The organism is Ruegeria sp. CK3, assembly GCF_056536565.1.
In genome coordinates this window covers 129,296-155,046 of record NZ_JBQFPV010000008.1, presented here as the reverse complement: position 1 = coordinate 155,046, position 25,751 = coordinate 129,296, and the positions used below count along the sequence as shown (strand labels likewise).

25 protein-coding genes are annotated in these 25,751 nt (G+C 57.1%); 10 read left to right on the top strand and 15 right to left on the bottom strand.

All coding sequences use genetic code 11. The features are described from left to right. Positions 1-10: 10 nt before the first annotated feature. The 10 genes from ACR0C3_RS13535 to ACR0C3_RS13490 form a co-directional block, all read right to left on the bottom strand. On the bottom strand, positions 11-535 hold the full coding sequence (locus ACR0C3_RS13535) for a tetratricopeptide repeat protein (RefSeq protein ID WP_170472275.1): 525 nt from the start codon (positions 533-535) through the stop codon (positions 11-13). Between the two features lie 67 nt (positions 536-602). Next, positions 603-1,577, bottom strand: coding sequence for a type II secretion system F family protein (locus ACR0C3_RS13530; protein WP_170691135.1), 975 nt, complete (start codon positions 1,575-1,577; stop codon positions 603-605). A gap of 10 nt (positions 1,578-1,587) precedes the next feature. Further along, on the bottom strand, positions 1,588-2,556 hold the full coding sequence (locus ACR0C3_RS13525; protein WP_170377839.1) for a type II secretion system F family protein: 969 nt from the start codon (positions 2,554-2,556) through the stop codon (positions 1,588-1,590). Positions 2,557-2,567: 11 nt separating this feature from the next. Next, the gene (locus tag ACR0C3_RS13520) at positions 2,568-3,998 is read right to left on the bottom strand and encodes a TadA family conjugal transfer-associated ATPase (protein WP_170377841.1); all 1,431 of its coding nucleotides are present in this window, start codon (positions 3,996-3,998) and stop codon (positions 2,568-2,570) included. A gap of 24 nt (positions 3,999-4,022) precedes the next feature. After that, positions 4,023-5,258, bottom strand: coding sequence for an AAA family ATPase (locus ACR0C3_RS13515; protein ID WP_170691136.1), 1,236 nt, complete (start codon positions 5,256-5,258; stop codon positions 4,023-4,025). A gap of 199 nt (positions 5,259-5,457) precedes the next feature. Then, positions 5,458-6,087, bottom strand: a complete 630-nt coding sequence (locus ACR0C3_RS13510) for an OmpA family protein (RefSeq protein WP_170377845.1) — start codon at positions 6,085-6,087, stop codon at positions 5,458-5,460. Positions 6,088-6,104: 17 nt separating this feature from the next. After that, on the bottom strand, positions 6,105-7,511 hold the full coding sequence (locus ACR0C3_RS13505) for a type II and III secretion system protein family protein (RefSeq protein ID WP_170377847.1): 1,407 nt from the start codon (positions 7,509-7,511) through the stop codon (positions 6,105-6,107). Between the two features lie 193 nt (positions 7,512-7,704). Next, a complete protein-coding gene (gene cpaB, locus ACR0C3_RS13500) occupies positions 7,705-8,613 on the bottom strand; it encodes a Flp pilus assembly protein CpaB (RefSeq protein WP_170719414.1) in 909 nt (302 codons plus the stop codon). 248 nt (positions 8,614-8,861) lie between these two features. Next, entirely contained in the window at positions 8,862-9,101 is a 240-nt protein-coding gene (locus tag ACR0C3_RS13495) for a pilus assembly protein (RefSeq protein ID WP_170378134.1), read from the bottom strand. Between the two features lie 305 nt (positions 9,102-9,406). Continuing rightward, positions 9,407-9,640: a hypothetical protein gene (locus ACR0C3_RS13490; protein ID WP_170377851.1), complete on the bottom strand. Its 234-nt coding sequence runs from the start codon at positions 9,638-9,640 to the stop codon at positions 9,407-9,409. Positions 9,641-9,993: 353 nt separating this feature from the next. On the opposite strand from ACR0C3_RS13490, the gene ACR0C3_RS13485 reads away from it, so the two are divergent. Further along, complete coding sequence (locus tag ACR0C3_RS13485) at positions 9,994-10,860, top strand: lytic transglycosylase domain-containing protein (protein WP_170377853.1); 867 nt, start codon at positions 9,994-9,996, stop codon at positions 10,858-10,860. A 33-nt stretch (positions 10,861-10,893) separates the two neighbouring features. On the opposite strand, the gene ACR0C3_RS13480 is transcribed toward ACR0C3_RS13485, so the two are convergent. The 5 genes from ACR0C3_RS13480 to tldD all read right to left on the bottom strand — a co-directional run bounded on the left by ACR0C3_RS13480 (position 10,894) and on the right by tldD (position 17,943). After that, positions 10,894-11,520 (bottom strand): CoA transferase subunit B, encoded by a 627-nt coding sequence (locus tag ACR0C3_RS13480; protein ID WP_170554670.1) that lies wholly within the window; start codon positions 11,518-11,520, stop codon positions 10,894-10,896. After that, the gene (locus ACR0C3_RS13475) at positions 11,520-12,224 is read right to left on the bottom strand and encodes a CoA transferase subunit A (RefSeq protein WP_480758900.1); all 705 of its coding nucleotides are present in this window, start codon (positions 12,222-12,224) and stop codon (positions 11,520-11,522) included. The genes ACR0C3_RS13480 and ACR0C3_RS13475 overlap by 1 nt, the downstream gene beginning before the upstream one ends. A 101-nt stretch (positions 12,225-12,325) precedes the next feature. Then, on the bottom strand, positions 12,326-14,977 hold the full coding sequence (gene topA, locus ACR0C3_RS13470) for a type I DNA topoisomerase (protein ID WP_480758899.1): 2,652 nt from the start codon (positions 14,975-14,977) through the stop codon (positions 12,326-12,328). A 180-nt stretch (positions 14,978-15,157) separates the two neighbouring features. Further along, entirely contained in the window at positions 15,158-16,282 is a 1,125-nt protein-coding gene (gene dprA, locus ACR0C3_RS13465; RefSeq protein ID WP_480758898.1) for a DNA-processing protein DprA, read from the bottom strand. Between the two features lie 239 nt (positions 16,283-16,521). Then, entirely contained in the window at positions 16,522-17,943 is a 1,422-nt protein-coding gene (tldD, locus tag ACR0C3_RS13460) for a metalloprotease TldD (RefSeq protein ID WP_480758896.1), read from the bottom strand. Between the two features lie 176 nt (positions 17,944-18,119). Between tldD and coxB the strand changes: the two genes are divergently transcribed. The 9 genes from coxB to ACR0C3_RS13415 all read left to right on the top strand — a co-directional run bounded on the left by coxB (position 18,120) and on the right by ACR0C3_RS13415 (position 25,701). Continuing rightward, positions 18,120-19,031, top strand: coding sequence for a cytochrome c oxidase subunit II (gene coxB / locus ACR0C3_RS13455; RefSeq protein ID WP_170471948.1), 912 nt, complete (start codon positions 18,120-18,122; stop codon positions 19,029-19,031). An 81-nt stretch (positions 19,032-19,112) separates the two neighbouring features. Beyond that, on the top strand, positions 19,113-20,066 hold the full coding sequence (gene cyoE / locus ACR0C3_RS13450) for a heme o synthase (RefSeq protein ID WP_480758895.1): 954 nt from the start codon (positions 19,113-19,115) through the stop codon (positions 20,064-20,066). Further along, complete coding sequence (locus tag ACR0C3_RS13445) at positions 20,066-20,227, top strand: hypothetical protein (RefSeq protein ID WP_170377873.1); 162 nt, start codon at positions 20,066-20,068, stop codon at positions 20,225-20,227. The genes cyoE and ACR0C3_RS13445 overlap by 1 nt, the downstream gene beginning before the upstream one ends. Beyond that, the gene (locus ACR0C3_RS13440) at positions 20,227-20,802 is read left to right on the top strand and encodes a cytochrome c oxidase assembly protein (protein WP_170377874.1); all 576 of its coding nucleotides are present in this window, start codon (positions 20,227-20,229) and stop codon (positions 20,800-20,802) included. Before ACR0C3_RS13445 ends, ACR0C3_RS13440 begins: the two co-directional genes overlap by 1 nt. A gap of 22 nt (positions 20,803-20,824) precedes the next feature. Further along, positions 20,825-21,640, top strand: a complete 816-nt coding sequence (locus ACR0C3_RS13435) for a cytochrome c oxidase subunit 3 (RefSeq protein ID WP_170377876.1) — start codon at positions 20,825-20,827, stop codon at positions 21,638-21,640. A 155-nt stretch (positions 21,641-21,795) separates the two neighbouring features. After that, a complete protein-coding gene (locus tag ACR0C3_RS13430; protein WP_480758893.1) occupies positions 21,796-22,473 on the top strand; it encodes an SURF1 family protein in 678 nt (225 codons plus the stop codon). Next, positions 22,470-23,858 carry a threonine synthase gene (thrC, locus tag ACR0C3_RS13425; RefSeq protein ID WP_480758892.1) on the top strand — a complete coding sequence of 463 codons (1,389 nt, stop codon included), beginning with the start codon at positions 22,470-22,472 and terminating at the stop codon, positions 23,856-23,858. Before ACR0C3_RS13430 ends, thrC begins: the two co-directional genes overlap by 4 nt. Beyond that, positions 23,855-25,117: a M16 family metallopeptidase gene (locus ACR0C3_RS13420; protein WP_480758890.1), complete on the top strand. Its 1,263-nt coding sequence runs from the start codon at positions 23,855-23,857 to the stop codon at positions 25,115-25,117. The genes thrC and ACR0C3_RS13420 overlap by 4 nt, the downstream gene beginning before the upstream one ends. After that, entirely contained in the window at positions 25,117-25,701 is a 585-nt protein-coding gene (locus ACR0C3_RS13415) for a GNAT family N-acetyltransferase (protein ID WP_170378135.1), read from the top strand. Before ACR0C3_RS13420 ends, ACR0C3_RS13415 begins: the two co-directional genes overlap by 1 nt. Positions 25,702-25,751: the final 50 nt, after the last annotated feature.

Genomic DNA, 25,751 nt, shown 5'->3' with positions numbered 1-25,751 from the left:
CTTGCCTCGGTTACTGGATTTTGCGTAGCGAAAATTGCCCGTCGCCTAGCTGCTCCAGCGTATATTCTTGTTCTTGGTCAGTATTATTAACAGGATTTTCCATTTTTGCGATAGCTAAGCGAAGATTGTCGCGGATTGCGTCACTTTCGCCATTGTCCAAGGCAAACGCCCGTCGAAACACCTGTTCCGCTTCGGGGTATTGTCGCGTTTCCATCAGCAGGACACCCAAATTGTTCCAGGCGATGGGCCAGTCCGTGTCATCCTCGACCGCGCGGCGCAGAAGGGTTTCTGCCTGCCCCAAACGACGCAGCCCCAGATTTGCCGTTCCCAATGAGGTCAGAACCTGCGGCGTCATCCCCTGTTCCAGCGCGGCGCGGGTAAAGCTGTCGAGGGCCAGCTCATATTCTCCGGCGGCCATCAGGCGGTTTCCTACGGTGATGTTGTCTTCGGCCTGTCCCGTCGGATCTATGCCCGGCGCATCGAGGTCATCCGACAGGCTCCCTTCCGTGCAAGAGGCCACCATGGCGAAAACCATGATGGCCTGAAAACTTCGGCGAAGCCTACGCAAGGCACAGCCTTTTTCTGGTTGCATCGAAGCTACTTCACTTTCCGAATTCCGCAATCACACCTGCAGACGGTCCGACCAGAATAACCAGCAACGGCGGTACCGTCAGCATCATTGTGACCAGAGTCATCTTGGTAGGCAACTTGTTAGCCGCTTCTTCCGCGCGCATCACGCGTTTGTCACGCATTTCACCGGCATAAACCCGCAGGGCTTCGGCGATGGAAGTACCGAATGTCGCCGACTGGATCATCACGGTCACAAACGCCCTTACATCTTGAACACCGCAGCGGGTTCCGAAATCACGCAGGACCGTGTCTTTGTCTTTACCGGCTTTCATCTCGTATGCCACAACCTCGAATTCCTGAGAAATCTCGGGGTAGGAGCTTTTCATTTCCGACGCCACTCGAACGATAGCCTGATCCAGGGATTGGCCAGCTTCGACACAGACCAACATCAAGTCCAACGTGTCCGGAAAGGCCGCTGTGATGGCCTGTTTCCGCTCCTCAACGCGGCGTGTGATCCAATACTTGGGGATATAGTAGCCAATCGCGCCGGGGATCAGAACGCGGATCAACAATTGAGTTCCGGTGAATTCCTGACCGCCTGAGAACACCGTTACCCACAGCACTCCGAACAAAATGCCTAGTATGCCAAGCGCGAACTGCGCAAAGTGATAGAAACGAACGGCATCTTTCGACTGGTAGCCAGCCTGCCGCATTGTCAATTGAACAGCGGAAAGTTCTTCTTCACTTTTGGGCTCTAGAAAGGTGGCGAATTTCTCGAGCTGTTCATTCCGCCCGCCGTTTCGCAGTTGGTCTTTTTTGGGTTTTTTCTCTTTCCGCGGAGCCGTCGTGCTGCGTTGCAGCTTCTTTAGTGGATCTTCTGGCTGGTTCAGCATCAGCAGAACGGCTACGGCAATCAACACGAAACCAAGTACACCGACCACGATCAGAGGGCCGAACTCACCAAGGTGTTGCGTTAGGACATTGTTGATGGAGGTTAGGAATTCCATTGAACTGACCTCAAACCTTGATGTTGGTAATGATCTTCATGACGATCAGGTTCAGTGTCAGCATGATGCCGACAAAGAAACACAGCGGTATGAACCACGGGTGATCCAGAACTTCGTCATAATAGCCGGGGTCTTTGACCAGAATGAAGACGAGGCACGCTACTGGGAACCCCGACAGGAACTTTCCGGACCATTGCGCCTCGGCGGTGATTGCCTTGACCCTGCGGAATAAGCGGAAACGGGCGCGGATCACCTGTGCCAGGCCGGCCAAAATTTCAGCTAGGTTACCACCTGACTGTTGCTGAATACCGACTGCGACCGCGAGAAAGCGCAAATCCTGCATGTCCAAACGCTCGGCCATGTCTTTGAGCGCCTCGCCCACATCTCGACCATAGGCGCATTCATCGGCGATGATGCCCAGTTCGGTCCCAAGGGGATCCTGAACCTCGTTCGCCGCGATCTGAACCGAAGATACGAAAGGGTTACCGACCCGCAGCGAGCGGACCATCAGCTCAACCGCGTCGGGAAGCTGCTCTTCGATCATGCTCATGCGTTTATTGGCTTTTCTGCTGACCCACATGAAAACAGCGCCGACGCCGATGGCAATAGAAATAGCTGTGCGCAAGACCGTATCTGTTGCCGTACCAATACTCAGAGCTACAAAAGCCGCAGCCGAAACAAGACCCATGATCATGATCAGTTGTCTTGGCGTAAACGCGATGGCAGCCTTTTGGGCCTTGTCAGCAAGTAGCGAATACAGAGGGATGCTCTGCGTTTTCATATGCTGCTGCATTTCCTTGCGCAGCTGTTCCAGAACTTGCTCGCGGCCCGCGCCCTTGTCGAGCATGTCCAGACGACGGTTGACCCGGCTGTTCAGGCTGATGGATTTGCCGAACGCCACAAGATAGATGCCTTCTACCAGGGCAAGGACACCCACGAAGATGGCGACATAGATGAGAGCCTCCATAGGCAATTGCATGTCGTAATCTCCTACATTGTGGTTGGGTCGTAGATGGACGAGGGCAGGTCAAAGCCCCACAGGCGGAAGCGCTCGGAATAGTGGCTGCGCACGCCAGTGGCGGTGAAATGACCAATGATTTTGTTATCGGGTGTCAAGCCAACGCGTTGGAAACGAAAGATTTCTTGCATCGAAATCACATCGCCTTCCATCCCGGTAATTTCGGTGATCGAGGTCATGCGACGCGAGCCATCCTGCAAACGACTGGCCTGCACGATCAGGTTCACAGCGCTTGAGATCTGGCTGCGAACCGCCTTGATCGGCATTTCGATCCCCGCCATCGCGATCATGTTCTCGAGACGCGAGATACCATCCCTTGCCGAGTTTGCGTGGATTGTGGTCATCGAGCCGTCGTGGCCGGTGTTCATGGCCTGCAGCATGTCGATCACCTCGGCGCCACGAGTCTCACCCACGATGATGCGGTCGGGACGCATCCGCAGGGCGTTTTTCAGACAGTCGCGGGGGCTGACCTCACCTTTTCCCTCAACGTTTGGCGGACGGCTTTCCATACGGCCAACGTGAGTCTGCTGCAGTTGAAGTTCCGCCGTATCCTCGATGGTCAAGATACGTTCAGCGTCGTCAATAAAGCTCGAAAGCGCGTTCAGAGTGGTGGTTTTACCGGAACCCGTACCGCCCGAGACGATGATATTCAGGCGTGTCGAAACGGCGGCTTGAAGATAGGCGGCCATTTCTTCGGTGAACGCACCGAAATTGACCAGATCATCGATACCTAGCTTGTCTTTTTTGAACTTACGAATCGAGACCAGCGAGCCATCAACAGCGATCGGAGGGACCATCGCGTTGAAACGCGAGCCATCGGCCAGACGGGCGTCAACATAAGGGTTGGATTCATCAACACGACGACCCACAGCGGACACGATTTTGTCGATGATCCGCATCAGGTGTTTTTCGTCTTTGAATGTAATGTCGCTGAGTTCCAGTTTACCCGCACGTTCGACAAAAATCTGTTGCGGGCCGTTCACTAGAATATCGTTGACCGTTTCGTCGCGCAGCAAGGTTTCAAGCGGGCCGAGGCCTGTGACCTCGTCATAAAGCTCTTTGTTCAGCTGAGTGCGATCGTCTCGGTTCAAAACGATGCTTTTGGCTTCCAGAACCTCGCTGGCGATAGCGCTGATCTCGGTGCGAAGCTCGGCCTCACCCGCGTTTTCAAGGGCGGCGAGGTTCAGGTTTTCAAGTAGCTCCCGGTGCAGTTCAATCTTGATCTCACTCAGGCGCTCTTTCCGTTTGCGGTCGCGGTCGGCGCTCGTAACCTCGCCAGCTTTCTTCTGAACGGGCTTGCGTGCAACAGCTGTTGCCGTTGGCGCTGCAGGGGCCGCTTCGGGCGCTTTGGCCGGAGTCTCGACCGGCTGCGCATCAGACGCTTTCTTATATCTGGAAAACATGGCGGCTCTTCCCTTGGGGTTGTGTTATGCGGCCTCGGCGTCGTTGCTGCCGAGGCTGTGGAGCGATTTTGCTAGCTTTGCAATTTCGCGGCGCAGCGGGTTTTTAGCGGCTGAACTGGCCAATGGCAGGCCATGATCGCCGCTTTGCATCACCGGCTTGCCCCCATCGGGCAATTGCAGGTCGATTGAAATTCCGAGGCTTTCGCCCATACGTTTGATGCGCCCCTTGCCGTTTAGATCGGTGAACTTGGGGGCCCGATTTAGGGCGAAGCGCAATTTGTTGAACGGCAGCTCTTCGGCCTGCAAGGCGCGTTTCAGACGCAATGCGTTCTGAGCCGAGCGCATGTCCAACTCGATCATGGCGAAATAGACATGTGCAGCTTGAAGAACGGTTTCTGACCACAAAACCAATGTCTTGGGCATGTCCACGATCACATAGTCGAAATGTTTGCGCGCCGTATCTATCACGCGCTGGATGTCTTCGGGCGTGATCAGATCCAACGGCACCATATCGGATGGAGCAGTCAAAACCTGCATTTTTTCTTCATAGCTTTGAAGGGCTTGCGAGAAGACCTCATCATCCATTGACGCTGTATCGGACAGCATCTCGAAAACGGTTTCACGGCGTGGCAGGTCCAGATAGGTCGAGACCGTGCCGTATTGCAGATCCAGGTCGATCAGACATACAGAAGGCGCGTCCTTGTCCGAGATCGTGGCAAGTTCCCAAGCCAGATTCACAGCCAGTGTCGTGGAACCAACGCCGCCCGCCAAACCTTGTACAACGAACAGAGCGCCTTCTTTTGATTCGCCACTGGTCAGAGAGGCAGCGGCTGCTTGTGCTGCAACGACAGGATCGGGCTTGTTCATACGCTCGATCGCTTCGCTCAGTTCGCCTTCGGGAAGCGGGTAGGGGACGAACTCATCCGCGCCTTTGCGCAGAAGCTGGTGTAGCGAGGCGGGGGTCACGTCCTCGGCAATAAGCACCACTTTGATCTTCTTGTCTTTTGCCTGGGTGATGATTTCGCCCATCAGCGAGAGGTTGTCTTCATCTTCACCATCAATGGCCAGGGCAACGAATTCCAGTGTTTCCGCTTCGGGTTGGCTGAAAAACGCGAGAGCTTCGGCAAAGCCAAGATCGCCCCAACGTTCACCCAGAATGGTTTCCATGTCTTCGATCAATAGATCAAAGTTCTGGACATCCCGGCTGATAGTGCAGGCCAGAATTCCCGAGTCGTTGTCTTGCGGCGTCGCGCTACTCATATACACAATCCTCGTAGAGAGGGCTTGGCATTTCATGCGAACGTGTACGCTCGGGTAGATTTGCTGTCGCCCCAATGCGGTCAATTTTGCCCGCAGGTCACCCTATTGTTCACAATGTTGCTTGGAAGTTGGGCGAGAATTTGGCGCAAAAGAACCAATTGTAGGGAAACGGGCGACGATGTCGCCCGTTCAGATGGGATTATCCACCACTGTCGCCGCCTGTGGCTTCGACCTCTTGGATAGCTGATATCGAAGTCGCGCTTTCGACGTATTCGCGGTAGATGATATCGGCGTACTTGCCATCCAGCGTCTGCGGTACGCGATCCACAAAGCCCGAAACCTCGGTCACCGTCCGGCGATTCCGGCGGTCGCGATTCGTTGTTGCAACCAGCGGACGCGTTTTGCCGAAAGAAACCACCGCCTCTAGTCGAGACCGCGAGATTCCCTGTTGGGCAAAGAAGGACACAACAGCCTGTGCCCGACGCAAGCCAAGGCTCTTGTTGTAGCTGGCGGAGCCAACTGCGTCCGTGTGGCCATAAACACGAAAACGTGCTTCGGGGAATTGTTTGATCCAATCCGCCTGCTGCAACAGAATTCGCTGGGCCGATGCATCCAGTTGTGAGCTGTTGAAGGCAAAGTTCACCTGGCTAGGCACTTCAGAGGCGAACCGACGGCTCAGAATCTGAGCGTATGTCAGTTCGCCGTTCATGACCTGTGAGTTATTCAGCGTCGCATTGCCAAAGGTACCCGCATCAATTTCATACCCGGCTTCGCGTGTACATGCGGTAACTGCGACCGAAAGACCTAAGGTGAGTATCAACGTTTTCATTGGTCCTAACCTCCTCATCAATCCAGAATATAGCCATAGGAACTGCCAAAATCTTGCTTGGCCACTTCCGATGCGCCACCTGCGCCTGCGCGCTCGGTCCGAGCGACGCGACCGTTGATAAACAGGTCAAACTCGCTGGGGGGTTTTACTCGATCTGTCGGCAAAGCAAGTGTTTCCCCACGGGTCGGCGTGACCAGATGCGCGGTGATGATGATAACCAACTCACTCTGTTCACGCTGGTATTGTGCGCTCCGGAACAAGGTGCCCAGAACAGGAACGTCGCCCAACCATGGCACCTGATTGCTCAGATCTGCGAAGTCATCCTGAATGAGGCCCGCGATCGCAAAGCTTTCACCGTCGCGTAGTTCAATGGTTGTTGAGGTCTGGCGGGTAATGAAGCTTGGAACCGAGTCGCCGTTGATCGTAAAGTCCGAAGACTCATCAATGCTCGATACCGCTGTGCCAAGTTCCAGGTTGATAAGATCACCGTCGACCACGCGCGGAATGAAATCGATTTCAACACCGAACGCACGGTATTCGATGGCGACAACACCGTCATCCTGAGGAACTGGAATTGGGACTTCACCACCTGCGAGGAAGGTCGCCTGCTGACCCGAAAGGGCGGACAGGTTCGGTTCTGCCAAAGTACGTGCCAATCCCTTGGTTTCAAGGGCTTCAATCAGCAGTCGCACTTGTGTTGATCCGGCGCCAAAACCGAACAGAATTGCACCAGTATTGGATTGCGAAATCGGAATGTTGTTTGCCAGAGCATTACTCAACGCACCCTGAGTGTTGAGGGTGTTGAAACCCGCTGTAACGTCACCGCCGCCAAAGCCAAGCGATGTCGACAGGTTTTTCGCAACCGAGCGGTTCATTTCCGCAAAGCGCACCTTCAGCATGACTTGCTGAACGCCGCCAACCGACATCAGGTTTGACACCCGATCCGGGGCATAGCGTTCCGCCAGTTCCAGAGCACGCGCAAGTTTGGCTGAGCCCGAGACTGTCCCGGACAAAACGATTCCATCATTGGCTGTGCGCACTTCGATTTGCTCACTAGGCAGAATCTGCCGCAGGCGTTCTTTGAACTCTGTAATGTCTGGGGCTACGCGCACCCTAACATTGGCCAGAAGCATGCCCGCGCCATCGAACAGAGTAAGCGTCGTCAGACCAGGCGCCTTACCCAAAACATAAATCGTGCGATCTGAAAGCGACGAGATGTCAGCAATGCCGGCATTCGCGATACTCAGTTCGGCAAACGGCTCTTCACTTTCAACAACGATCGCGCGGTTTACAGGTACTTCCAGCGTTTCCACTGTGCCCTTCTTCACCACGCGAAGAGTTTCGGCCCAAGCGGCATCGCCGACTGGGCTTACAACGAGCGACAACCCCAGCAGGGTTGCGCTGATCCAGGAACGTATTTTCATGTGACCTGCCTCTCCGATCACGCCTCGTTTTTATGGGTCTTATGCCCTATAGGCGAAACTCTGCGCGAAAACGGAATTTATTGCAATAATCAAGGGTTTCCGGAAGTTTCCTTATGTGGGCAATTGGCAACATAAGAATGAAACGAGCCGCGCTTAATGCGCGGCTCAGCAGGTGTAAGGTCCTGAATAGGCGTCAGTTTGTGCAGGCGATTACGTCATCTGCTATGTCACTGCCGCCGCGACGGATTCGAGTTTTACACACCGGTTGTTCTACGCGTTCTGGGACCGGGGCAGCTTCTTCCTCGACAACCCCGAGCAAAGCGCGTTGGTCGATCTCAATAACTTCGGATGACACGGTTTCGTCTTCGATTCCGACAAGGGCAAGCGTAAGGCGACCTGTGTTCTGCGCCTGAGTGAGCACTGCAACCTGTTCACGTGTGACCGCAACGGTGATCGTACGCGCGATTGTCGTTCCGGTTACATCTGTGCCTGCGATTTGGTCAATGGCGATCAGTTCAACTCGGGGCTGAATCAAGCGAGTGATCTCGCCGTTCGCTTCGGCGGTAGTCCCGCGACGCGAACCGGTCCAGTAGACGTCGACAAAGTCCCCAGGGCGCAAGAAGCCGGAAACGCCCGAAGCCACGTCAACCCGAATCGCGAAAGCGCGCATGCCTTTGTCCAATTGAGACGTTAGACCTGCCCCTTCGCCGGGTTGGGTGACTTTAACTTCCATTAGTGCTTCGTCTTTTTCCATCGTGCGAAGAACAAAACGGTCTTTACCAGCAGCCTCAGGGAACAGAACAGCCAGATCGGTGAAGCTGCCTTCTGGGATCGCGTTTTCTGGCCAATCAACGACGCGCACGTCGTCTTCTACCAGACGCTCTCCGTATTTCAGGGTTCGGTTTGATACAACGACACTTACGGTTGGAATCACTTCGATAGCCGCGTTTTCTGCTGCAGCTGCCTCTAACGCTGCTGCCGCAGCTTGTCGCTCACGGGCGAGTTCGTCCTGATAGGCAGCGATATAGTTCCGCGCCATGTAGACAGCGCCGCCAGCCAGAGCTAGCCCAACAATAAGGACAAGTCCGAATACCGCTCGCATACATCCACCTCATATTTCTGTCTGGCTTTGCTTCCAAAAACCAGAGGATCAAATTTGTTCATTGTATGGGTAAGGGCTAATTGTGTCGAAATGTGGGACAAATCAGACTTTTCGTGCAGATTTTTGAGGTCGGGACACGCCTGTATCTGTTTGCAAACAACCATCCCAACAAGCCATACAAAACAAACAAAATCGCCATCCTTTGATGGCGATTGTCTGGCTTAGACGTCTTGCCGTGTTTGGTGCGGTCAGTTGCCGCCTGCGGTACCAGCAGTGGTAAAACCGCCACTGCCACCTGCCGATGTGCCGGTGCTGACGACAGAACTGCTAAGGGCCGTGTTCGTGTTCCCGCTCAGGCCGACGGTTGCGGTTGAAATTGCAAAATAAAGAAGCGTTGCCAGGCCTATGATCAACGCGGTCAAAACGACCCAGTCGACGGTGACCGCACCTTCTTCTGAGGTCTTAAATGTTCCAAGTATCTTTTTCATCATACACCTATTAAGGCCGTCGAGTCATGGCTTTGCCTTGCGAGAGAACATTCACAGGTGTCCCGATCGGCAACTTTCACTATTGTAGCTGCGCCGCAATGGCGTGAGTTGGGCGGAAAAGTGATTTTTATGCCGCATTTTCTGCTTGTTTTACATTAGCGTCGAAATAGGGAGGGCGCGTTTGTCGTGCGTAAGACACCTGAAGCGTTCTTTAATGGTTTCCAATGAAATGGAGTGTTGGAAAAAGAAAACGTCGCGACGAAGGACGTCGCGACGCTCGATTTCGAAGACTAAAACGTCTTGAATTAGTTGCTTGTGCCTGCTGCGGTGATACCACCTGCGGTACCGCTGTTTGTACCGGTGCTGATGGTTGCGCCCGACAGAGCGGTGTTGACGTCTGTTGCCAGGCCAACTGCGCCACCCGAAATCTGGGTGTAAGCAACGGTGCCCAGGCCGATGACTGCTGCGGTCAGAACAACCCAGTCAACTGTTACTGCGCCGTCTTCGTCTTTGCGGAAGTTCTTGATGAACTTGATCATGTTACGTCCCTCCTAAAGGATCAAAAAAAGTGGTCTAAACCTCGGCGTCTTTCAGAGCTTTCTCTCTCAGTCCGCTCCCGATCGTCTCGGTATGCATCTATGTTTGCCTGTTGTGCGTGGCAGGAATTGGGCCAAACAGGGAAAATTTTGCTCGAGGCTTAACTTTTTGGTCATCAAATTGGTAAGTTATTGAAAATAAAAATTTAAAAATGATCTTGGTTTTTTGAGACACCCTCAGAGCGATGCAAATTTGCGGCAAATGAGGCGAAACTGCCCCAATTTGCTTGGTTTTTCTGGCCTTACGCGAAGATTCGGGGTTCAAATCAATCAAAACGAAAACATGAGGCAGGCAAATGAATCTCCGGGACGCAGTTACATGCGCCGGCGTATTGGCGTTTCTGGTATGCACGCCAGACACTGTACGCGCCGATGAGGTCGAACCGCGTGGTGTCTATAAAAGGATCAAGGCGCCCCAGCCGGGTCAGCGGCCAAAGATCAACATCCAGATTTCGGCCGAAGAACATGCATCCAGACCCTCGGCCCCGAGCACGGGATCAGAGCTTGTGGTCCCCGATATCATCAAACGTGCCAAAGTGCCGCCGTCGACCACGCCCAAAGTTGCGTCCAAGGCGCCGCCGAAAGGCGCGTATAAAGCGTTTTGGGAGAAAATCTCGCCCGAACTGGCACAAGCCGGACCAGGTAGGCTAGATTCGGCGATCAACGCCCTGGCCGCTACAAGCGTCTCGACACCCCGTTTGCAGACCCTGCAGGGTATCGTGAACAACCAAGGGCGCGATATCCTACGCTCGACCATTGGCACCAATGTTTCACCTGCGCTCGTGCTGGCGGTCATCTCGGTGGAATCAGCTGGACGGGCCGACGCGGTCAGCTCAGCCGGGGCACAAGGATTGATGCAGCTGATGCCAGCTACCGCCGAGCGGTTTGGCGTGCAGGACAGCTTCCAGCCCTCTCAGAATATCTCGGGTGGGGTCAAATACCTGGATTGGCTGATGGGTGAGTTCGACAATGACCCGATATTGGCGCTTGCCGGGTATAATGCCGGTGAGGGGGCCGTTCGCAAACACAGCGGTGTGCCGCCCTATGCAGAGACGCGGGACTACGTGCCCAAGGTGCTCGCGGCTTTTCAGGTCGCGCGTGCTCTCTGCGCAACGCCGCCGGTCTATGCCTCGGATGGGTGCGTATTCCAGACGCTGAACTAGGGCCTGCTTGTCGCAGCAGGCCCTGATCTTTGTTTAGTTGACGATGTTCGCCTCAGTTGCGGCGCGGATCTCGTCTTCGGTGACGCCTTCTGCGATCTCGACGATCTTCAGACCGCCTTCGACCACATCCAGAACCCCGAGGTTGGTGATGATGCGATTCACAACCTTTTTCCCTGTCAGCGGGAGGGTGCACTTTTTCAGCAGCTTGGATTTGCCGTGTTTGTTGGTGTGATCCATCACTACGATCACGCGGCCGACACCCGCCACAAGATCCATCGCTCCGCCCATGCCTTTGACCAGAACACCGGGAATCATCCAGTTGGCAAGGTCACCTTCTTCATCTACTTCCATCGCGCCCAGAACCGCCGCAGCAATCTTGCCGCCCCGGATCATCGCGAAAGAGGTGGCGCTGTCGAAATAGGCGGTACGTGAAAGCTCGGTGATGGTCTGCTTGCCCGCGTTGATCAGGTCAGGGTCTTCTTCGCCTTCGAACGGGAAAGGGCCCATGCCCAGCATGCCGTTCTCGGATTGCAGGGTGATGTCCTTGTCGCCCACATAGTTTGCCACCAGCGTCGGAATACCGATGCCGAGGTTCACATACATGCCGTCTTCAAGCTCTTGCGCCGCACGGGCGGCCATCTGGTTTCGATCCCAAGGCATTATGCTTCCTCCTTCTTACGGGTGGTGCGCTGTTCAATGCGCTTTTCGTGATCGCCTTGAATGATCCGATGCACATAGATGCCCGGCAGGTGGATCGCATCCGGGTCCATTGAGCCGCGGGGGACAATCTCTTCGACTTCGGCGATGCAGATCTTGCCGCAGGTCGCGGCAGGCACGTTGAAGTTCCGGGCGGTCTTGCGGAAGATCAGGTTGCCGGTGTCATCGGCCTTCCAGGCTTTGACAATGGCCAGATCGGCAAAGATGCCTTCTTCCAGAATGTAGGTCTCGCCGTTGAAGTCTTTGTGTTCCTTGCCCTCGGCGATCACAGTGCCCACGCCGGTTTTGGTATAGAAGCCGGGGATGCCTGCGCCACCTGCGCGCATCCGCTCGGCCAGAGTGCCCTGTGGATTGAATTCCAGCTCAAGCTCTCCGGCCAGGTACTGACGCATGAATTCCGCGTTTTCGCCGACGTATGAGCTGATCATTTTCTTGACCTGCTTGGTTTGCAGCAGGATGCCGATACCGAACTCGTCGACGCCTGCATTGTTTGACGCAAAGGTCAGGTTCTGAGCACCCGATTCCTTGATCGCCTCAAGCAGCAGTTCTGGGATGCCGCACAGGCCGAAACCGCCCGCCGCGATCATCATGCCATCCGAAAGCACTCCGTCGAGCGCGTCAGAGGCATTGGCATAGATTTTCTTCATGGAAAACTCCCCCAATGACATGGTGATGGGCAGGTTGTGCCGCCGCGTCAGGGGGAAGTCAACGAATCCAAGGGGCTGGTGGTATTTCTACCTATCCAACCCTAGCTTGCCGTTTTCTTCGTTGTTTTCTTGGCAGCAGCCTTCTTCTTTGGGGCTGCCTTTTTCTTCGTGCCTTTCTTGGCGGCGCGTTCATTGACCAGTTCGATGGCCATTTCCTGCGTCACATCTTCGGGCTTAATGTCCTTGGGAATGGTGGCGTTGACCTTTTCCCACTTCACATAAGGCCCATAGCGCCCATCAAGAACCTGCATGGCACCACCATCAGGGTGTTCGCCCAGCTCTTTAAGGGGGGCTGCCGCCGCGCGCCGACCACGTCCCGGATTGGCGCGTTTTTCTGCCAGCATCTCGACCGCGCGGTTCATGCCGATCTCGAACACGTCATTGGGGTCTTTGACATTGACGTAGACTGGTTTCGCCTCTTCCGGCAGTTGGTGCATGATATACGGCCCGAACCGACCGAAGTTCGAGCTGATAATACCGCCTTCGGGGTGTTCACCGATTTGGCGGGGCAGGGACAGCAGGGTCAGGGCCTTCTCCAGGTCCATGTCATCCTTGCTCCACCCACGGGGCAGAGAGGCGCGCGGGGGTTTCTTGTTCTCGGGCGTCGGCTCTCCGCGCTGGACATAGGGACCGAACCGGCCGGATTTCAGCCAGATCTCATCGCCTGCATCCTCACCGAGAAGACGCTCATCCCCTTCGGCCCCTTCGCCCGCGATGGGGCGAGTATAGGTGCATTCGGGATAGTTGCCGCAGCCAACGAACCCGCCGGTACGAGAGGTTTTGAGATGCAGTTGCCCCGTCCCACATTTCGGGCAAATGCGCGGGTCCGACCCGTCCTCACGAGGCGGATACAGTTGCGGGGCCAGCGCTTCGTCCAGCTTGTCCAGCACTTCCGAGATGCGCAGTTCAGACGTTTCGCCAATCGCGGCCGAGAAATCGCGCCAGAACTTGCCCAGCAAATCCTTGTAGTCGCGATCGCCGGCGCTGACGTCGTCCAGTTCTTCTTCCAGATTCGCTGTGAACTCATAGCCCACGTATTGGCGGAAGAAGTTCAGCAGAAAGATCGTAACGATCCGGCCCTTTTCTTCGGGGATCAGGCGGTTCTTGTCTTTGCGCACATATTCGCGGTCCTGAATCGTGGTCACGATCGAGGCATAAGTGGAAGGACGGCCGATCCCCAGTTCCTCCATCCGCTTGACCAATGTGGCCTCGGTGTAGCGCGGAGGCGGTTGAGTGTGGTGTTGCAGCGCCAGAACGGCTTCGTTTTCCGACAGAATCGCTTCTTTCGCGGTTTTTGCACCTTCTGTGACCTGAGCCTCACCGGTCGCCTTTTCGAATTGGCCAATCAGAGAGTCCTTGGCAAACCGCGCCGGATCGCCCTGCATGATCTGAGGCAGGCGCTTTTCATCGTCATCTGCCACATCGTCACGGCCCTCTTCGTAGACGCGCATAAAGCCGTCAAACAACACCACCTGACCGGTCGCGCGCAGGCCGACCTGAGCGTCGTCGCTGCCGATTTCAACGGTTGTGCGTTCCAGGCGTGCAGCAGCCATCTGGCAAGCAATCGTGCGCTTCCAGATCAGATCGTAGAGCTTGCGCTGATCTTCATCGGTCACTTTCAGTTCTTTTGCATCGCGCGTCATGTCCGTCGGGCGGATACATTCGTGCGCTTCCTGCGCGTTCTTGGCCTTGTTCTTGTAGATGCGCGGGCTGTCCGGCACATATTCTGCGCCAAAACGGTCCGAAATGGCGTCGCGGGTGGCGGCCACCGCTTCGGGGGCCATGTCAATGCCGTCGGTTCGCATATAAGTGATGTAGCCCGCCTCATAGAGGCGTTGCGCCACCTGCATCGCGTGCCGCGCACCCATACCGAACTTGCGGCTGGCCTCCTGTTGCAGGGTCGAGGTCATGAAGGGCGCGCTGGGGTTGCGTGCCGCAGGTTTCGCCTCGACCGAGGTCACGCTTAGCGCGCGGCTGGTGATGGCCTGAACAGCCAGCTCTGCCTGCGTCGCGTCTTTCAGATCGTGCTTGTCCAGCTTTTTGCCGGCATAGGTGACCAGGCGCGCCTCGTAGGTCTGACCGCGTGGTGTTTCGAACAGGGCCTTGACCGACCAGTATTCAACCGGCTTAAAGGCCTCGATCTCCATCTCGCGTTCGACGATCAGCCGCAGGCAGACAGATTGGACGCGGCCTGCCGATTTCGCGCCGGGCAATTTACGCCACAGAACCGGCGACAGGTTGAAGCCCACCAGATAGTCCAGCGCGCGGCGGGCCAGATAGGCCTCGACCAGCGGCATGTCGACCTCGCGCGGGTTCTGCATCGCCTGGGTGACGGCCTCTTTGGTGATCGCGTTGAAGGTCACGCGGCTAACTGGGGTATCTTTCTTGATCGAGCGCCGCTTGGTCAGCGCTTCCTGCAAGTGCCAACTTATCGCTTCACCCTCGCGATCGGGGTCGGTTGCGAGGATCAGGGCGTTGTCTTCTTTCAGCGCATCGGCAATCGCCTTGACGTGCTTTTTGCTGTCGTTGCCGACCTCCCACTTCATCTCGAATTCATGGTCGGTATCGACTGATCCGTCCTTGGGCGGCAGGTCCCGCACATGGCCATAGGAGGCCAGAACCGTGTAGTCTGGGCCGAGATACTTATTGATTGTTTTTGCTTTGGCCGGAGATTCTACAACAACTACGGGCATTTAAGGGGAAACCTCGCTCGACGAATAGGGCGCCTGTTATGGTCGTGCAAAATGTGTGGGGCAAGGCCGGAATGTCAATGCGTTCCTTTTGCAGCGTGAAAAATCCCTAGATTTCAGCGCCCTATATGCCTTTGGGGCAGGCGAAGCCTAATAGGGGTGCCGCGTTGCGATACGTCCATTTCAGCTTGCTAGCGACAAAAGCCCACCGGGTTGACGCTGGATTCGGCCCTCAAGTTCCAGATCTACCAAAGCGGGTCCAAGATCACCGGCCGAAGCCGCAATATCGCGCAGCAGTTGGTCTTCAGCGATGGGGGAAGGGCCGAGTCGTTGCAGGATTTGATCGTGTAGCGCAGCAGCGGGTGTCGGTGTGGGCGGAGCAGGGGGCTCATCGCGCGTTTGGGCGCGGTTTTCTCCCTTGGGCAGGGCTTCGATCACATCTTCCGCAGACCGGATCAAGGTCGCGCCGTCCCGAATCAACAAATTGCAGCCAGAGGCCCGTGCATCGAACGGATGGCCGGGAACGGCGAGGACCTCGCGCCCTTGGTCCAGCGCGTCCCTTGCAGTGATCAGGCTGCCTGACTTAGCCGCGGCCTCAACCACCACGACCGCTTGCGCCAATCCTGAAATGATCCGGTTGCGGCGCGGAAAGTTGCGGGCTTGTGGCGTCATTCCCATAGGTTGCTCTGACAGGCGCAGACCGGCCTCGCCGATCTTAAGCGCCAGATCCGTGTTTTCGGCAGGGTAGATGACATCGACCCCTCCGGCCATCACGGCGATAGTGCCGGTGTCAAGCGAGGCCAGGTGGGACGAAGTGTCGATCCCTCGGGCAAGACCAGAGACAATAACATGACCGAGATCCCCGAGTTCTTTCGCCAGACCACGGGCCATGCGCGCGCCAAGTGAGGAACAATTACGCGCGCCCACCATCGCGATTGCGGGTTTTTGCAGCATGGAAAGATCGCCAACCGCCCATAGAAGCGGCGGCGCGTCAGATACATCCTGCAAAGCTTTTGGAAAATCTGTGGACCCAAGGCACACAAGCCGCGCTTTGGCGGCTTGTGCGGCCTTGAGTTCCGCCTCAATCACGCCGGGGGGGCAGATTTCATACCCTTTTATTCCGGCAGCGCGTGCCATTTCATGCAGCGCGGCCAGCGCGTTCTGCGCTGAGCCATGTTCGCTTAGCAGCCGACGAAACGTCGCCGGACCAACCTTGCGTGAGCGCAATAGGCGGAGCCACGAAAACCGATCCTCTTCCGTGGTGGGTGGGAGTGGGGGGTGATTGGAAGAATGCTGCTCCTCGGTCATCCGATGCTCCGCCTGATTGCAGAACTGGTTTACGGGTGTCGGGGTTAACAGCCTGTAAATCGTCGAAAATTAGATGCAATTTTCTTAGTGAGTTCCTTGGGGAACGCCGCTAACTATATGAACTATATAAACAAAAGCCTCACTAAGATGCGTGGGTTGAATTTCCAATTGACCTCGGCCCCTCTGGCAAAAAGGCGCAGCGTTAACCCTGTGCCTTTCCAACTTCAGGTGATTCCGACTCAGGCAGCAGAGCCTCCGACGGTCAGTCCGTCCATCAGAACTGTCGGTTGGCCAACACCCACGGGCACCCATTGACCATCCTTGCCGCAGGTTCCCATTCCCGGATCCAGCGCCATGTCGTTGCCCAGTCCTCGGATGCGGTTTAGCGCAGAGGGTCCATCCCCGATCAGCGTCGCGCCTTTGACCGGAGCGCCGATCTTGCCGTTTTCGACCCGGTAGGCCTCGGTACAGGAAAAGACGAATTTACCGTTGGTGATGTCGACCTGACCGCCACCGAAACCCACGGCCCAGATACCGTCCTTGATATCAGCAACCAGAGCGGCTGGGTCGGAATCGCCGCCCAGCATCACCGTATTGGTCATGCGCGGCATCGGTTTGTGCGCGTAGCTTTGCCGTCGTCCATTGCCGGTAGGGGCGACGCCCATCAGGCGTGCGTTCTGGCGGTCTTGCATGTACCCAGTCAGGATACCGTCCTCGATCAATACGGTCCGAGAGCTTGGCGTTCCCTCGTCATCCACAGTGATCGAGCCGCGCCGGTCAGCAATCGTGCCATCGTCCACTACGGTCACGCCCTTGGAGGCAATTTGCTGTCCCATCAGACCTGCAAAGGCCGAGCTGCCCTTGCGATTGAAATCCCCTTCCAGCCCGTGCCCAATGGCCTCGTGCAGCAGGATGCCCGGCCAGCCGGGGCCTAAGGCGACCTCCATCACTCCGGCAGGGGCAGGGACAGCTTCGAGGTTGACCAGTGCGATCCGTAAGGCCTCACGCGCCTTGTTCTGCCAGTCGGCGGGATCAATCAGCCCGCTCAGACCCACACGGCCACCACCGCCCGCCGAGCCGCTTTCACGGCGGCCATTCTGATCGACGATGACTGAGACATTGACCCGAGTCATCGGGCGCACGTCGCGCACCAGCACACCGTCGGGGCGCAGGATCTCGACCTCTTGCACCGCGGCGGCGATGGTCGCGCTGACTTGCACGACGCGGGGGTCCAGATCACGCGTGAAGGCGTCGATCTCGCGTAGGGTCTCGACTTTGACCGGAAAGCTGGCGGTTTCGATGGGATCTTCATCGGTATAGAGGCGTTTGTTTGTTGCCATAGGGGCCTCGGCCAAGGTGCCCCCTCCGTCGCCAACGGCCAGCCGAGCGGTCTCGGACGCGCGTTTCAACGCGGGAATCGAAACGTCTGTCGAATGTGCATAGCCCGCTACTTCGCCCTGAACGGCCCGCAGCCCGAATCCCTCGGACGCATCGTAGGATGCGGTCTTCAACCGACCATCGTCAAAGACCAGAGACTCGGATTTCCGCCGTTCGACAAACAATTCTCCGTCCTCGGCCCCGGCGGTCGCCGATTGCAAAATGGAGAGTGCTTCATCATGCGGAAGAGCGCTTTCAAAAGGGCGAAACGGGGCCTGAGTCATGGGTTGTGACCTTTCCGGTTTGATCCAGATCAAAAATAGCGTCTGTTTGACGCAAGCATTTTGCTTTATCTACCCGCAGGAATATGGTTTTTAACGCGGCCAAAGACAACGGGTGTGGTTTCACCGATTCATACCTTTTCGCCAGAGACGCAAAGATCAAACGATCAGGACAAGACATGAAGAATGCTTTGATGCTTTCCGGGCTTGCTACGGCCCTCTCCAGCCTTCCCGCCATGGCTCAGGAGCTTGAGATAATTGGCAAGCCGGTTGACGGTGGAATGGGCTTTCAACCCGCAGCGACCAGCCTTGCAGACGGGATTCACAGGCTGGACGCGATGATTCTGGTGATCATCACCGTGATCTGCCTGTTTGTTGCTGCGCTGCTGGTTTACTGCATCGTGCGCTACAATCAACGCGCCAACCCGACACCGGCGCGGTTCTCGCACTATACCCCGGTTGAAATCGCGTGGACTTTGGGTCCGATCCTGATTCTGGTGTTCATCGGCGCTTTCTCTTTGCCGGTTCTGTTCAAGCAGCAGGAAATCCCCGAAGGTGACGTGGTTATCAAAGTGGTCGGCAACCAGTGGTACTGGACCTACGAATATGTTGATCACGATTTCGCATTCGACAGCTACCTGCTTGGCCACCCCGCCACGCTGGATGAAGGCGCACGCCCTGCAGACGCGGATGTGACCCCCTTCGTTCTGGATGACGCCATGCGCGCCAAACTGGCTGATGCGGGCTATAGCGACGACGAATGGCTGCTGGCCACCGATACCGCCGTTGTGGTTCCGGTCGGCAAGGTCATCGTGATGCAGGTTACCGCATCTGACGTGATCCATTCGTGGACGATCCCGTCCTTCGGTGTGAAGCAGGACGGCGTTCCCGGTCGTCTGGCCGAGCTGTGGTTCGAAGCTGATAAAGAGGGCGTCTATTTCGGCCAGTGCTCCGAGCTTTGCGGTAAGGACCACGCGTATATGCCGATCACCGTAAAAGTGGTCAGCGAAGAGGCCTACGAACAGTGGCTGAATGGCGCGATCGAAGAATATGCGGGCACGCCGCAGAACTTCCAGGTGGCCTCGAACTGAGCGTAGACTGGGCGTTCGCGCCTTAGAATACTCGTTAGCTGCGCGCGAAACCGCGCAGCTTTCGCCCCAAAAGGACCCGAGATGACCGACGCAAGCATCAATGCCAGCACATCGACCGCCAAGGCATACGCGGATGAGGCCAGCTTTGGCGATTATTTCGCCCTGCTGAAGCCGCGCGTGATGTCTCTGGTCGTGTTTACGGCTCTGGTCGGTTTGCTGGCCGCTCCGGTGTCGGTGCATCCTTTCGTGGGCTTCTGCGCGATCCTGTTCATCGCCATCGGTGGCGGCGCGTCAGGCGCACTGAACATGTGGTGGGATGCGGATATCGACCGGGTTATGACGCGGACCAAAGGCCGCCCGATTCCCGCTGGTAAGGTACAGGAAGGCGAGGCGCTGTCGCTGGGTTTGGCGCTGTCCGGCCTGTCGGTTATCATGCTGGGCCTTGCGACCAATTGGTTCGCCGGCGCGTTTCTGGGTTTCACCATTTTCTTCTACGTTGTGGTCTACACGATGTGGCTGAAGCGCTCGACGCCGCAGAACATCGTGATTGGCGGCGCGGCAGGGGCGTTCCCTCCGGTGATCGGCTGGGTTGCCGCAACCGGGTCGATGACGCTTGAGCCATGGTTGATGTTCGCTCTGACTTTCATGTGGACGCCTCCGCATTTTTGGGCGCTGGCGCTATTCATGCGCTCGGACTATGACGATGCGGGCGTGCCCATGTTGACCGTGACCCATGGTCGTCGCGCGACCCGTAAGCATATTCTCGTTTACACCGGCCTTCTGGCTGTTTTGGCCGTTGGCACCGCGTTCTCAGACATCGGTGGACCGATCTATCTGGCGGTGGCCTTGGTTCTGAACGCCCTGTTCCTGCGCGGCGCATGGCAGATCTCGCGCCGTACCGAAGACGACGCGGAAGCAGACAATTTCAAGGTCGAGCGGAGCTTTTTCAAGTTGTCTCTGCTGTACCTGTTCCTTCATTTTGGCGCGATTCTGGTTGAGGCACTGCTGAAACCCTACGGCTTGGGAGGGTGGTGATGAGCCTGCGCAAAAGCCACGAAATTCACGAACGTCGTTTCAGCCGAAATCTGGGTGTTGGCCTGACACTTGCGGCCTTCATCGTGATCATCTTCGGCCTCACAATCGTCAAGGTCTCGGGCACCAGCCTGGGACAACCCGTGCAGGAGGTGCAAAACTGATGGCTCTGTCCGGTCCTCAGAAAACTGTTGTGCAAACCGTGGGTGTTGTTGTCCTGATGGGTAGCCTCGCCTGGGCGGCTGTGCCGTTTTACGACTGGTTCTGTCGTGTCACCGGGTTCGGGGGCACCACCGGCGTCGCCGAAGCCGCGCCTGATGATATCCTCGACCGCAAAGTGACGGTCCGTTTCGACGCGTCCAAAGCCAAGGACATGGCGTGGGAGTTCAAACCAGTCGAACGCGAGATGGAGGTTCGCATCGGTGAAACCGGGCTGGCCTTTTACGAGGCCTACAACCCGACCGATCGCCCGATTGCCGGACAGGCGTCCTACAACGTCGCGCCGTACTCGGCAGGTGGGTATTTCCAGAAGATTGCCTGTTTCTGCTTTGAAGAGCAGGTTCTGCAACCCGGTGAGCGGGTAGAGATGCCGGTCAGCTTCTTTGTTGATCCGGAAATGGTCGAAGACCTCGAAGCGAAATATGTGCATACGATTACTCTGTCGTATACATTCTACGAAATTGACCTGCCCGAGGGCTATGCCGCCCTTGAAACGCAGGAAGACACAAACACGAACTAACGCCTTTAGGTGAGGGACGCTGATGGCACACGCAAAAAACCATGATTATCACATTCTGGCCCCGTCGATCTGGCCGCTGATCGGCGCTGTCGGTGGCTTTGTGATGCTGTTCGGAGCCGTCCTTTGGATGCACGGTGTGACGCCGTGGTTGTTCTGGGCCGGTCTCGTTGCCGTGCTTTACACCATGTTCGCCTGGTGGTCCGAAGTTGTCGTGGAAAGCCGTCAGGGCGACCACACGCCGGTTGTGCGCATCGGCCTGCGCTATGGCTTCATCCTGTTTGTGATGTCCGAGGTGATGTTCTTCTTCGCCTGGTTCTGGTCGTTCTTCAAACATCGCATGTACCCGATGTACGACTATGCCGGCACCGAATACATCCAGCCGGATATCCACGCGGTTGATCCGTTCCACCTGCCGCTGATCAACACCCTGGTCCTGCTGCTATCCGGCTGTGCGATCACTTGGGCGCACCATGCTCTGGTTCACGACAACGACCGCAAGGCGCTGATCAACGGTCTGGCCATCGGTATCGTGCTGGGTATCCTGTTCACGGCGCTTCAGGCGTTTGAATATTACGAACTGCTCGCTCATGAGGACTGGCAGTTTGGCGGTGACCAGTTTTACTCGAACTTCTTCATGGCAACCGGTTTCCACGGCTTCCATGTGGTCATCGGTACGATTTTCCTGACAGTCTGTCTGATCCGTGCGCTGAAAGGGGACTTCACCCCCGAGAAACACGTCGGTTTCGAGGCGGCAGCATGGTATTGGCACTTCGTCGACGTGGTCTGGCTGTTCCTGTTCTTCGCAGTCTACATCTGGGGACAGGCGCCGCTGTTCTAAGCGACACTGGTTTTTGAACTGCAAAAGCCGCTCTTAGGGGCGGCTTTTTCGCATTTTCGAGGGCAAGATTGCGCCCCATACAATTGCGTGGTTGCATTCCCGTGCTTGCCCCCCTTAACAAGACGCCGGTTCCTGCAACGAGCGATAGTCCTGCCATGCGCCGCACTCTGTTTCTGCTGATCTTCAGTCTCGCCGGTTTGGGCGTCTTGCTGTGGCTTGGTACGTGGCAGGTCCAGCGTCTGGCGTGGAAGCAAGAGATCCTGTCCGAGATTGACAGCCGCATCGCCGCCGAACCAGTTCCGCTGCCGCAACAGGTGTCAGAGGATGAAGACAAATACCTGCCCGTGACGATTTCGGGTGATATGGAGCCGGGTGAGATCCACGTTCTGGTCTCGGTTAAGCAGGTCGGAGCCGGGTATCGCATCATCCAGTCGTTCAGCACCCAAGATCGCACCATTCTGGTGGACCGGGGGTTTGTCCCCACAACGGCCAAACAGACCGACCGTTCGACCGGCCCGATGGAGGTGACAGGCAACCTGCATTGGCCCGATGAGATCGACAGCTATACGCCTGAGGCCGATATCGACAGCAACATCTGGTTCGCCCGCGACGTGCCCAATCTGGCTGCCGCGCTGGGGGCTGAGCCGATTCTGCTGATCGCCCGGTCTCAGACCGATCCGGGCGTGACGCCGCTGCCGGTCGACTCGGCCGGAATTCCCAATGACCACCTGCAATATGCAATCACATGGTTTGGACTGGCCCTCGTCTGGGCCGCGATGACCGGATACTTCCTGTGGCGCAATCGCGCCCCTTCTGAGAGTGACTCGCAATGAAATACATCTCGACCCGTGACCAAGCGCCTGAACTGAGCTTTGAAGAGGCGATGCTGACTGGACTGGCCCGTGACGGTGGCTTGTACCTACCCGCAGAAATCCCAACGCTCAGCCATGATGAGATCGCCGCCATGGCCGGGCTTTCCTACGAGGAGATCGCGTTCCGCGTGATGTGGCCCTATGTTAGCGGGTCCTTCGCAGAGGATGAGTTCAAACAGATCATCGCCCGCGCCTATGAAGTCTTCGGCCACGACGCCCGCGCGCCTTTGAAGCAATTGAACGAAAACCACTTCCTGTTGGAACTGTTCCACGGGCCCACTCTGGCCTTCAAGGACTTCGCCATGCAGTTGATCGGCCAGCTATTCCAGGTGGCCCTGAAACGCCGCAATGACCGCGTGACCATCGTTGGCGCGACCAGTGGCGATACCGGCTCGGCCGCGATTGAGGCATTCCGGGGGCTGGATGCGGTGGATGTGTTCATCCTCTATCCGCATGGACGGGTGTCCGAGGTGCAGCGCCGCCAGATGACGACGCCAGCGGACAGCAATGTCCATGCGCTCGCCGTGGATGGTGACTTTGACGATTGTCAGGCCGCACTGAAGGATATGTTCAACGATTTCGACTTCCGGGATGAGGTCAAATTGGCGGGCGTAAACTCGATCAACTTTGCCCGCGTTCTGGCGCAGATCGTGTACTACTTCTCGGCGGCTGTCAGCCTTGGCGCGCCGCATCGCAAAGTCAGCTTCACCGTGCCCACCGGCAATTTCGGGGACATCTTCGCAGGCTATCTGGCCAAACGTATGGGTTTGCCGATCGACCGTTTGGTCGTGGCGACCAACCAGAACGACATTCTGCACCGCTGTCTATCGGGTGAGGGCTATTTCAAAGGCGAGACCATCCCCTCGATCAGCCCGTCGATGGACATTCAGGTCAGCTCAAACTTCGAACGCGCCCTGTACTATGCCTATGGCGAGGATGGCAGCGCGGTCGCTCAGTTGATGGATGAGCTGAAATCCGGCGGCTTCAACGTCAGCCAAGGCGCGATGGAGGCCCTGCGCGAGAGCTTTGATTCGGGCCGCGTGTCCGAGGATGAGACGCTTGAGACGATCAAACACACTCTGGCCCACAGCGCCGAGCTGGTCTGCCCGCATTCGGCCATCGGCATCAAAGTGGCCGAGGATCACCGCGCGGTGGATGTGCCGATGATCACTCTGGCCACCGCACACCCGGCGAAATTCCCGGCAGCGGTCGAGAAGGCGAGCGGGGAACATCCTCCTCTTCCATCCCGCATGTCTGATCTGTATGAACGTCCGGAACGGGTGACGCGGATTGCCAATGATCTGGGTGCCCTTGAGGATCATATCAGAAGGCATATCGCTGAGTGACAGTCAGACAAGACCAGCTGAAGAACGGCTTTCGTATCATCAGTGAACATATGCCGGGGCTGCAATCGGCAGCCATCGGCATCTGGGTGACCGCCGGCGGGCGGCATGAGCGGATCGAACAGAACGGGATCGCGCATTTCCTTGAGCATATGGCGTTCAAGGGAACCGAGCGGCGTTCTTCGCTGCAAATCGCAGAGGCGATCGAGGATGTGGGTGGCTATATCAACGCCTATACCTCGCGCGAGGTGACGGCCTATTACGCGCGCGTCCTGAAAGACGACGTGGCGCTGGCGATGGATGTGATCGGCGACATCGTTCTGAACCCGGTTTTTGATCCGCGCGAGATTGAGGTTGAACGTGGCGTGATCCTGCAGGAAATCGGGCAGGCTTACGATACGCCCGACGATGTGATTTTCGACTGGCTGCAGGAACAAAGCTATCACGATCAGCCACTCGGCCGCACCATTCTTGGGCCGACCGAGCGGGTGAGTTCCTTCTCGCGAGAGGATCTTTCCGGCTTCGTGGCTGAGCATTATGGCCCTGAGCAAATGATCCTGTCTGCGGCGGGTGCTGTGGATCACGACGCGCTGATGAAAATGGCCGAAGAGATGTTTGGCCACTTGCAACCGCGCAAGGGCCTGATCCCGGAAGCTGCCCGCTTCACTGGCGGTGAGGCGCGGCAAGAAAAAGATCTGGAGCAGGCGCATTTTGCTCTGGCGCTGGAAAGCCCCGGTTATCGCGACGATGAGATCTATACCGCTCAGATCTATTCGACAGCGTTGGGCGGCGGCATGTCCTCGCGCTTGTTCCAGGAGGTGCGCGAGTCGCGCGGGCTCTGCTACACGATCTTCGCGCAGACTGGGGCCTACGCGGATACCGGGACAACCACGATTTACGCGGGTACGTCTGCCGATCAGGTCGCCGAGCTTGCAACCATCACGATAGACGAGATGAAGCGCGCTGCCGAAGACATGAGCGAAGAAGAGGTCGCTCGTGCTCGTGCGCAGATGAAAGCCGGGATGCTGATGGGTCTGGAAAGCCCCTCAAACCGGGCTGAGCGTTTGGCGCGTCTGGTGCAGATCTGGGGACGGGTACCTTCACTTGAGGATGCCGTCGCCAAAATTGATGCGGTCAGTACCGAGGATGTCCGGGCCTTCGCCGAACGTATGGCCGTTCAGGCCCCGGCCGCTTTGGCGCTATACGGTCCGGTTTCGGGCGCGCCAACGCTGGCAGATTTGCAGGAGAGGCGTGTGGCGTGATGCTGTTGGGCAGGCGCAAGCTGAAACTTGAAACCGCGCGGCTGAGGCTGCGCCCGCCTGTGCATTCCGACTTCAACGAATGGGCCGCTCTGCGCCGCGCCTCAGAGGAGTACCTTACCCCTTGGGAGCCGATCTGGGCGCAGGATCATTTAAGCCGCAAGTCTTTCACCAACCGGGTCTACTGGGCGCAGCGCTCAGTCGCTAGCGGAACCGCAATACCGTTGTTTCTGTTCCGCCGTTCAGACGACGTGCTGGTGGGGGCAATCACGCTGGACAACATCCGCCGCGGCCCTGCGCAGGCTGGAACGCTGGGCTATTGGACTGGTCAGAGTTTTGCGCGCAACGGCTATATGCGCGAGGCCATCGGCGCAGTCGTTCATCACGCGTTCACCCGTCTGGACCTCAGCCGGATTGAGGCGGCCTGCTTGCCTGAAAACAAACCCTCTCGCGGGCTGCTGGAAAGCTCGGGTTTTAAGTACGAAGGCGTGGCGCAGTCATATCTGCAGATCAACGGGCGGTGGCGGACGCATGTTCTTTACGCCAGCTTGCGGTCGGACCGGCGGGGCAGGACGGACGCAGGCTAAGGGGCTCTGCCCCCGTCACGGCAAGCCGCGCCTCCCCCGGGATATTTTTG

What these genes read in the sequence shown, in the direction of transcription:
- ACR0C3_RS13535 (WP_170472275.1), bottom strand. Translation starts at nt 535, where the DNA reads ATGGTTTTCGCCATGGTGGCCTCTTGCACGGAAGGGAGCCTGTCGGAT.
- ACR0C3_RS13530 (WP_170691135.1), bottom strand. Translation starts at nt 1,577, where the DNA reads ATGGAATTCCTAACCTCCATCAACAATGTCCTAACGCAACACCTTGGT.
- ACR0C3_RS13525 (WP_170377839.1), bottom strand. Translation starts at nt 2,556, where the DNA reads ATGCAATTGCCTATGGAGGCTCTCATCTATGTCGCCATCTTCGTGGGT.
- ACR0C3_RS13520 (WP_170377841.1), bottom strand. Translation starts at nt 3,998, where the DNA reads ATGTTTTCCAGATATAAGAAAGCGTCTGATGCGCAGCCGGTCGAGACT.
- ACR0C3_RS13515 (WP_170691136.1), bottom strand. Translation starts at nt 5,258, where the DNA reads ATGAGTAGCGCGACGCCGCAAGACAACGACTCGGGAATTCTGGCCTGC.
- ACR0C3_RS13510 (WP_170377845.1), bottom strand. Translation starts at nt 6,087, where the DNA reads ATGAAAACGTTGATACTCACCTTAGGTCTTTCGGTCGCAGTTACCGCA.
- ACR0C3_RS13505 (WP_170377847.1), bottom strand. Translation starts at nt 7,511, where the DNA reads ATGAAAATACGTTCCTGGATCAGCGCAACCCTGCTGGGGTTGTCGCTC.
- cpaB (WP_170719414.1), bottom strand. Translation starts at nt 8,613, where the DNA reads ATGCGAGCGGTATTCGGACTTGTCCTTATTGTTGGGCTAGCTCTGGCT.
- ACR0C3_RS13495 (WP_170378134.1), bottom strand. Translation starts at nt 9,101, where the DNA reads ATGAAAAAGATACTTGGAACATTTAAGACCTCAGAAGAAGGTGCGGTC.
- ACR0C3_RS13490 (WP_170377851.1), bottom strand. Translation starts at nt 9,640, where the DNA reads ATGATCAAGTTCATCAAGAACTTCCGCAAAGACGAAGACGGCGCAGTA.
- ACR0C3_RS13485 (WP_170377853.1), top strand. Translation starts at nt 9,994, where the DNA reads ATGAATCTCCGGGACGCAGTTACATGCGCCGGCGTATTGGCGTTTCTG.
- ACR0C3_RS13480 (WP_170554670.1), bottom strand. Translation starts at nt 11,520, where the DNA reads ATGCCTTGGGATCGAAACCAGATGGCCGCCCGTGCGGCGCAAGAGCTT.
- ACR0C3_RS13475 (WP_480758900.1), bottom strand. Translation starts at nt 12,224, where the DNA reads ATGAAGAAAATCTATGCCAATGCCTCTGACGCGCTCGACGGAGTGCTT.
- topA (WP_480758899.1), bottom strand. Translation starts at nt 14,977, where the DNA reads ATGCCCGTAGTTGTTGTAGAATCTCCGGCCAAAGCAAAAACAATCAAT.
- dprA (WP_480758898.1), bottom strand. Translation starts at nt 16,282, where the DNA reads ATGACCGAGGAGCAGCATTCTTCCAATCACCCCCCACTCCCACCCACC.
- tldD (WP_480758896.1), bottom strand. Translation starts at nt 17,943, where the DNA reads ATGACTCAGGCCCCGTTTCGCCCTTTTGAAAGCGCTCTTCCGCATGAT.
- coxB (WP_170471948.1), top strand. Translation starts at nt 18,120, where the DNA reads ATGAAGAATGCTTTGATGCTTTCCGGGCTTGCTACGGCCCTCTCCAGC.
- cyoE (WP_480758895.1), top strand. Translation starts at nt 19,113, where the DNA reads ATGACCGACGCAAGCATCAATGCCAGCACATCGACCGCCAAGGCATAC.
- ACR0C3_RS13445 (WP_170377873.1), top strand. Translation starts at nt 20,066, where the DNA reads ATGAGCCTGCGCAAAAGCCACGAAATTCACGAACGTCGTTTCAGCCGA.
- ACR0C3_RS13440 (WP_170377874.1), top strand. Translation starts at nt 20,227, where the DNA reads ATGGCTCTGTCCGGTCCTCAGAAAACTGTTGTGCAAACCGTGGGTGTT.
- ACR0C3_RS13435 (WP_170377876.1), top strand. Translation starts at nt 20,825, where the DNA reads ATGGCACACGCAAAAAACCATGATTATCACATTCTGGCCCCGTCGATC.
- ACR0C3_RS13430 (WP_480758893.1), top strand. Translation starts at nt 21,796, where the DNA reads ATGCGCCGCACTCTGTTTCTGCTGATCTTCAGTCTCGCCGGTTTGGGC.
- thrC (WP_480758892.1), top strand. Translation starts at nt 22,470, where the DNA reads ATGAAATACATCTCGACCCGTGACCAAGCGCCTGAACTGAGCTTTGAA.
- ACR0C3_RS13415 (WP_170378135.1), top strand. Translation starts at nt 25,117, where the DNA reads ATGCTGTTGGGCAGGCGCAAGCTGAAACTTGAAACCGCGCGGCTGAGG.